Genomic DNA, 6378 nt, shown 5'->3' with positions numbered 1-6378 from the left:
GCGGCGCAGAGATATTCCGCCTGCGCGCAGGCGGAATATCTCACAGCGCTCCGCCAAGCGGAGCTGATTGTATCGGGTTCCCATCGCAGCGACCGATTATGGCCGTTGCACTTGATTCGTGAATCCCTGCGGTGCCCTGCGAAACGACTACGGCCACAGGTTCGAGGAGTACTGCCTCTCCTATTTGCGCGCCATGCTGCCTGAAATGCAATTTTGTTGCAACGTGGGTTCATCTGGCTCCGGAACAGTGCGGTGACCGGCTTGCACGCCGCTTTTCATCGTCGCCTAGGTCCGCCGGGCACGGCAGTTCCATGCCCGGCGGTTTGAAGGCCAAAGCGACAGCTTGAATTCATCACCTGTCGCCTCGTCTTCGATGTGTCGTTCGAAGGTGGGCGGAGCGAACTGGCAGTGAAGGCGCAGCGCTTCTTCCAGATCGGCGGAGGCAGCCTGAGCCCCGCTGCAAAAGAAGAAAGAAGCCAGTGCCGCTGCTCCCACCGCGCGCATCACTTACCGCCGTTGGTGGGGATTGGATGAAGGTAGGCGCCAGAGCCGATGTTCTTATCGAGTTCGTCTCCCGCAGATGCCAAATTGGCGCCGACGGAGAGCGCTAGGGCAGCGGTGGCCGCGAGTATCAAAGTACGCATCATGTTGCTCCTTGCTTGTGATGAAAACCGATCCGAGGAGACGTCGCGCATCATCTCATTATAGATGTTGTTCGACATCTATAATTATGGATGTCATTCGAACTCTAAAGAGTCAAGGCGCCCTGATGTGACTTTCTGATCCACCTTGGAAAGGGTCGGGGTGAACCGCGAGCGGCTGGTGAGAGTCGTTGCAAATTTTCATTTCATCGGCAGCGCGTCGTCGTCGCGCGCGCCGCACAGCACTAGCAGGTTGAAGAACCAGGAGCAGGCCGGTTGCCGCAAAGTGCAAACCCCGTCGGATGCGCGAGGCGGGAATAACAAAGCCGTCTCAGCGCATGTGGCCGCACAGCAAGACAGCAAAGGAACGACGCGTATAGTTACGCTGCCGCGTTTGCGTTTCGGTCATCTCGCCGGGAGTGCTCTCGTCATTGCGGCGCTGCCTCTGTCACTCGCTCCCAAAGCTGTTAGTCGAAGCGCACGCGTCCGACCCTTCCAGTCCACGCCAGCGCGCGACTTCGCCCTCCAGCAGGCTAACCCGGCTTTCCAGCATGGAAAGAATTTCACCTCGCGGATCGTCCGATACGTCCATGGCTTCTAGCCAGGGGCGCACTTGTTCAAACAGCCTTTGCAGCATGTGTCGCCTCCTTGTTTTGTCCCGCGCGCGCTCCTTGCTCACGCTACAGCCTCTGCATGTGGTGTTCCGACGTGCGCAGTCGCGTGAGCGACATCGGCCGTTGGTTTGATTCGGAACCAGGTCGCGTATAAAGCCGGCAAAAACAGCAGGATCAGAACGGTGCCGACTGCCGTGCCGCCGATAAGCGTGTAGGCCATCGATCCCCAGAACACCGAGGTCGTGAGGGGGATGAAGGCTAGAACGGCGGCGATCGCTGTCAGGATCACAGGCCGCGTCCGTTGAACCGTCGCTTCAATGACGGCGTGATAGTCATCAAGGCCTGAGGCTTGGTTCTCCTTGATCTGCTCCGTAAGGATCAACGTATTGCGCATGAGGATGCCAGCCAGACCGATCAGTCCGAGAATGGCGTTAAAGCCGAAGGGCTGATTGAAGAGGAGCAACGCTGGAACGGCACCGACGAGACCTAATGGTGCCGTCAGCATGACCATGCTCATCGTGGAAAAGGATCGCACCTGCAGCATGATGACGGTCAGCATGGCGGCGATCATAACGGGAAAGACCTTTGCCAACGCGTCATTTGCCTTTGTAGCCTCTTCGATAGATCCGCCCATCTCGATGCGGTAACCGGCAGGCAGCGATGCGATCAGCGGTTGAAGCGCCGTCATGATCTCCTTGGAGACCTCCGGAGGCTGGGTCGCCTCGTTGATGTCCGAGCGGATCGTGATGACGGGGGTACGATCGCGGCGCTTGAGGATCGGCTCTTCCAGGCGGACTTCCGAATGCCCGATCTGGTCGAGTGGAACACGACGCCCATCGCGGCTGAACAGCGAAAAGTCTGCCAACCGTGCCGGATCGAGTCGGTTGTCTCCGGCGCTACGCGCAACGACGGGTACGTTGCGGATATTCTCGCGAACCTGCGTAACCGAAATGCCGCTAAGCAAGAATTGAAGCTGCTGGGCCGCCTCCGTCGTGGAAAGGCCAATGACGCTCAGTCGATCCTGATCCGGGACGAAACGCAACACGGGCGCGCGGTTGCCCCAGTCGCGGTTCGCCTGCCTGACGTCCGGGACGTTCTGCATGATCTGGAGAGCTTTCTCCGAAATATCGTACAATTTTGCGGGATCAGGCCCCATGACGCGGAACTCGACCGGGAACGGCGTGTAAGGGCCGAACACCAACTGCGTTACGCGCACGAAAGCTTCGGGTGCAAGCCCTTCCGCTATCGCGTTCCGGAGCCGGTGCTTCAAGCTCTCGCGAGCCTTGGCATCGGGTGCCAGCACCACGATCTTGGCGAAGGCCGGATCGGGCAGCTCCGGCGACATGGCGAAGAAAAATCGCGGAGCGCCCTGTCCAATGTAGCTGGTGATGATCTTTGCCTCAGGCTGATCCTGGAGCCAATGTTCGAGCTTCTCGACCGTGGCTGTCGTCGTCTCGATGCTCGTGCCTTCCGGCAAGCGGACCTCGACAAGAACCTCGGGGCGATCGGACGTCGGGAAGAACTGCTGTTTCACCATAGTCATGCCTGCACCGGAGAGCGCAAAGGCGATCGCGACAATCGAGCATGTCAGGAACTTGTGGCGCACTGCGAAACTGATGATGCCACGCAGCCGTTGGTAATTCGGCGTATTGTAAATGGCGTGGTGGCCGCCTTCGACCGGTTTGATCGCGGGCAGCATCTTGACGCCAAGGTAGGGCGTGAAGATCACCGCGACGAGCCAGGATACGATGAGGGCAAACCCAACGATCCAGAAGATGTTGCCGGCGTACTCGCCGGCCGACGAACTCGCGAAACCCACGGGCAAAAACCCGACGATCGTCACGATGGTTCCCGACATCATCGGTGCCGCGGTGTGGCTCCACGCATACGCGGCGGCCTTGATGCGATCCATACCCTCTTCCATTTTCACGACCATCACCTCGATGGCGATGATCGCGTCGTCGACGAGGAGACCAAGCGCGAGGATGAGAGCGCCGAGCGTGATGCGGTCGAAGAAGCGGCCGGTTTCCAGCATGATGACGAACACGACGGCAAGCGTCAGAGGCACAGCGGCCGCCACGACGATGCCAACGCGCCAGCCGAGGCTGAGCAGGCTCACAAGCAGCACCACGCCGAGCGCCATCACGAACTTCATCATGAATTCGTCGACTGAATGAGTGATATTGATGGCCTGATCGGTCACCTTATCGAGCGTCATTCCTAGTGGCAGGGTCTCGGCGATCGCCGTAGATTTCTTTTCCAGAGCCGTGCCGAGTTCCAGACCGTTCCAGCCTTGCTGCATCACCACGGCGAGCATGATGGCTGGTTCGCCCTCATGGCGGATAATGTACGTCGCGGGGTCTTCGTAGCCGCGACGTACATCGGCAACGTCGGAGACCTTGAGCGTACGTCCAGCGGCTGAAATCGGCGTGTCGGCGATGGCCCCGACGCTGTCATATGCGCCATCAAGTCGAATGAAGACCTGCGGGCCTCGCGTATCGATTGAGCCTGCTGGCGTTACGGTATTTTGCCGTTGTGCGGCAGCGGCAATGTCCTGTGGCGACACACCGAGAGTCGCGAGCTTGGCATAGGAGAATTCGACAAAGATCCGTTCGGGACGCTCGCCGAGGATGTTGATCTTTTTGACACCGGGCACGTGCAGAAGATCCTGACGGATTACTTCGGCCTGCCGGACCAGTTCGCGCATTGGCATGCCCTTGGCCTTCAGCGCGTAAAGGGCAAAGCTCACATCGGAGTATTCGTCGTTGACGAAAGGCCCCAAGACGCCGGGAGGCAAATTCCTGGCCTCGTCGCCAAGCTTCTTGCGGGCCTGATAAAACTCCTGCTCCACTGCGGATGGGGGGGTGCTGTCTTTCAATGTGACCGTCAGGAAGGCGTAGCCGGGGCGGGTCATTGTCTCCACGCGATCGTACCAGTTCAACTCCTGGATGCGTTTCTCGAGTGGCTCGGCGACCAGATCCTGCATTTCACGCGCCGTTGCGCCCGGCCAGACAACTGTGACGGTCAGGGTCTTGATCGTGAAAGATGGATCCTCCGCGCGCCCAAGCTTGACGAACGCGAATGCTCCCGCTGCCGCCAGCAACAGGATGAAAAAGAGAGTGACGGACCGTTCTCGGACCGCGAGCGCGGAAAGGTTCAAGTTCATTGATCCGACGCCTCTGCTTTTGCGTCCGTTCGGATCGTGGCGCCTTCCTTCAGAAGGTGCGCGCCGAGCGCGACAACGCGTTGCCCGACCTCTAAGCCGGACACCACAGCCGTTTCTTCGCCTAGCCTTTTGATCTTCACGGGCGCAAAGCGCACTGTCGTGGCATTCTCGTCGATCACCCAGACGCCCGTCCGACTACCGTCGTCGAATACGGCGGCGATTGGCACAGAAACGTCCGCTCGCTTTTCGGCGTCGAAAATCGTGACGGTTATGGTAGCGCCGATGGGTGCCGCGGCCGCTTCACCATCGAGCACATAGCGCGCTTCATAGGTGCGCGTCTGGGCATCCGCCGCATTCGAAATCTGCCGAAGGCGCGCCTTACCGCGTTGCCCGTTGCTGCCGTAAAGCTTTGCCTCCGCCTCCGAGCCGATTGCGGGCCGAATTGTTTCGGGGAGCGCGACGCGTGCCTCGCGGGGGCCGGCATGCGCTAGCTGAACTACAGTTTGTCCCGCCGCAGTGACCTGTCCCGGCTCACCGAGCGTCGCCACGACCGTACCATCGGCATCAGCCACGAGCGTGGAATAGGTCGCTTCGTTTTCAGCGACTTTCGCTTCTGCCTCTGCCGCCGCCAGTTGCGCCTCAGCCGTGTCCAGCGCTGCTTTAGCCTGCTCGTAACGCTGCGGGGTTGCTGCAATGCCGCCACTGACGAGCTTGGCATAGCGCTTTTCATCCGCGCGCGCCTGAACGAAGACCGCGCGCGCGGCGATTACTGCATTGCGCTTGGCGGTCAAGGCGAGACGCAGATCGGTCTCGTCGATGCGCATCAGAGGCTGACCGGCCGTAACCTGCTGGCCATCATCAACGAGCCGCTCGACGATCTTGCCTGGAACGCGAAAGCCTAAATTGCTCTGCACCCGTGCTGCGATTGTGCCAGTGAAGGCGCGTTCAACGCCGGCGACGCTCGTAGCGTTGACGACCTTCACCAAAAGCGGGGCGATGCGCGGATCGGCGGCAACTGATGCTGTTCGGTCCGGTGCATTCCAAACGAAAGCGGCGGCACCGATGCCTCCGGCCGTCAGCGCGAGCGCGCCGCTAAAATAAATCAGTTTGCGCCACATGCCGCCAATCTCTCGCCAATAGATGTTGCTTGGCAGCTATATATGAGATAGAGGACGAACGCAATCTAACTTCTCAAGAGACAGCCATCCAGCGTCGGTTCCACCTGACCGGCGCCAGTTCCGGGAGTATTTGCAGCCTATCACGATAGCTTGCGTTCGAACTCCATATCGTATATAGCGTACGATCACAATCTAATGAAAAGGATTGCCAAGATGCGTGTAAGCCGCGCTCAGGCTGAGGAAAACCGCCAGAATGTGATCGATGTCGCAAGCCGTCTTTTCAGAGAGCACGGTTTCGACGGCATCGGGCTCAAAGATCTGATGGAAGGCGCCGGGATGACGCACGGCGCTTTCTACAAACAGTTTGGGTCTAAAGAAGACCTGGTCGCCGCGGCATCGGCAAGGGCATTCGAAAGCGCCACGAGCCGATGGTCGGCGGCGGCTGCCGCGAACCCGAAGGACGCGCTAGGCGCGGTGATCGCGTTTTACCTGTCCAAGGGGCATCGGAAGGAAAAGATGGAGGGCTGTCCCCTCGTGGCCCTTGGCGCCGATGCGGCGCGGCAGAGCGCCGAAGTCAAATCGTCGTTCGAGTCAGGCATCAGGGAACATCTTCGCGTGCTTTCCCGTCTGCTCTCCAAGGCCGACTCCGAAGAGACCCGCACAAAGGCCATGGCCGTCCTCTCGACGATGGTCGGTGCCGTTACATTGGCACGCGTCGTCAACGATCCCCGTCTTGCGCAATCTTTCCTGGATGCGGCGGCGGAAAGCGTTCGCGAAATCGCCTCTTCGTAACAACCACCCGGCGCGAAGACTGTGCCGGTCGCGAGCGCAGGCTCGCA

5 protein-coding genes are annotated in these 6378 nt (G+C 59.9%); 1 reads left to right on the top strand and 4 read right to left on the bottom strand.

Translation table 11 applies throughout. The features are described from left to right. Window positions 1–503: 503 nt before the first annotated feature. The 4 genes from C6Y62_RS16030 to C6Y62_RS16015 all read right to left on the bottom strand — a co-directional run bounded on the left by C6Y62_RS16030 (window position 504) and on the right by C6Y62_RS16015 (window position 5539). Window positions 504–722, bottom strand: a complete 219-nt coding sequence (locus C6Y62_RS16030; protein WP_173954780.1) for a hypothetical protein — start codon at window positions 720–722, stop codon at window positions 504–506. Window positions 723–1089: 367 nt separating this feature from the next. After that, a complete protein-coding gene (locus C6Y62_RS16025) occupies window positions 1090–1278 on the bottom strand; it encodes a hypothetical protein (protein WP_173954779.1) in 189 nt (62 codons plus the stop codon). A 38-nt stretch (window positions 1279–1316) separates the two neighbouring features. Continuing rightward, entirely contained in the window at window positions 1317–4421 is a 3105-nt protein-coding gene (locus C6Y62_RS16020) for an efflux RND transporter permease subunit (protein WP_173954778.1), read from the bottom strand. Beyond that, window positions 4418–5539 carry an efflux RND transporter periplasmic adaptor subunit gene (locus C6Y62_RS16015; protein ID WP_173954777.1) on the bottom strand — a complete coding sequence of 374 codons (1122 nt, stop codon included), beginning with the start codon at window positions 5537–5539 and terminating at the stop codon, window positions 4418–4420. Before C6Y62_RS16015 ends, C6Y62_RS16020 begins: the two co-directional genes overlap by 4 nt. Window positions 5540–5752: 213 nt before the next feature. Here C6Y62_RS16015 and C6Y62_RS16010 point away from each other — a divergent pair, with 213 nt between their 5' ends. Continuing rightward, window positions 5753–6331: a TetR/AcrR family transcriptional regulator gene (locus C6Y62_RS16010; RefSeq protein WP_173954782.1), complete on the top strand. Its 579-nt coding sequence runs from the start codon at window positions 5753–5755 to the stop codon at window positions 6329–6331. The last annotated feature ends 47 nt before the right edge of the window (window positions 6332–6378 follow it).

This window comes from Hyphomicrobium sulfonivorans, from assembly GCF_013306565.1.
Taxonomy (GTDB): Bacteria; Pseudomonadota; Alphaproteobacteria; order Rhizobiales; family Hyphomicrobiaceae; genus Hyphomicrobium_A; species Hyphomicrobium_A sulfonivorans.
The sequence above is the reverse complement of the archived record's forward strand: the minus strand, read 5'-3'. Positions and strand labels throughout refer to the sequence as shown.

Coding starts and splice junctions, on each gene's coding strand:
- C6Y62_RS16030 (WP_173954780.1), bottom strand. CDS start 722: ATGTCGAACAACATCTATAATGAGATGATGCGCGACGTCTCCTCGGAT.
- C6Y62_RS16025 (WP_173954779.1), bottom strand. CDS start 1,278: ATGCTGCAAAGGCTGTTTGAACAAGTGCGCCCCTGGCTAGAAGCCATG.
- C6Y62_RS16020 (WP_173954778.1), bottom strand. CDS start 4,421: ATGAACTTGAACCTTTCCGCGCTCGCGGTCCGAGAACGGTCCGTCACT.
- C6Y62_RS16015 (WP_173954777.1), bottom strand. CDS start 5,539: ATGTGGCGCAAACTGATTTATTTTAGCGGCGCGCTCGCGCTGACGGCC.
- C6Y62_RS16010 (WP_173954782.1), top strand. CDS start 5,753: ATGCGTGTAAGCCGCGCTCAGGCTGAGGAAAACCGCCAGAATGTGATC.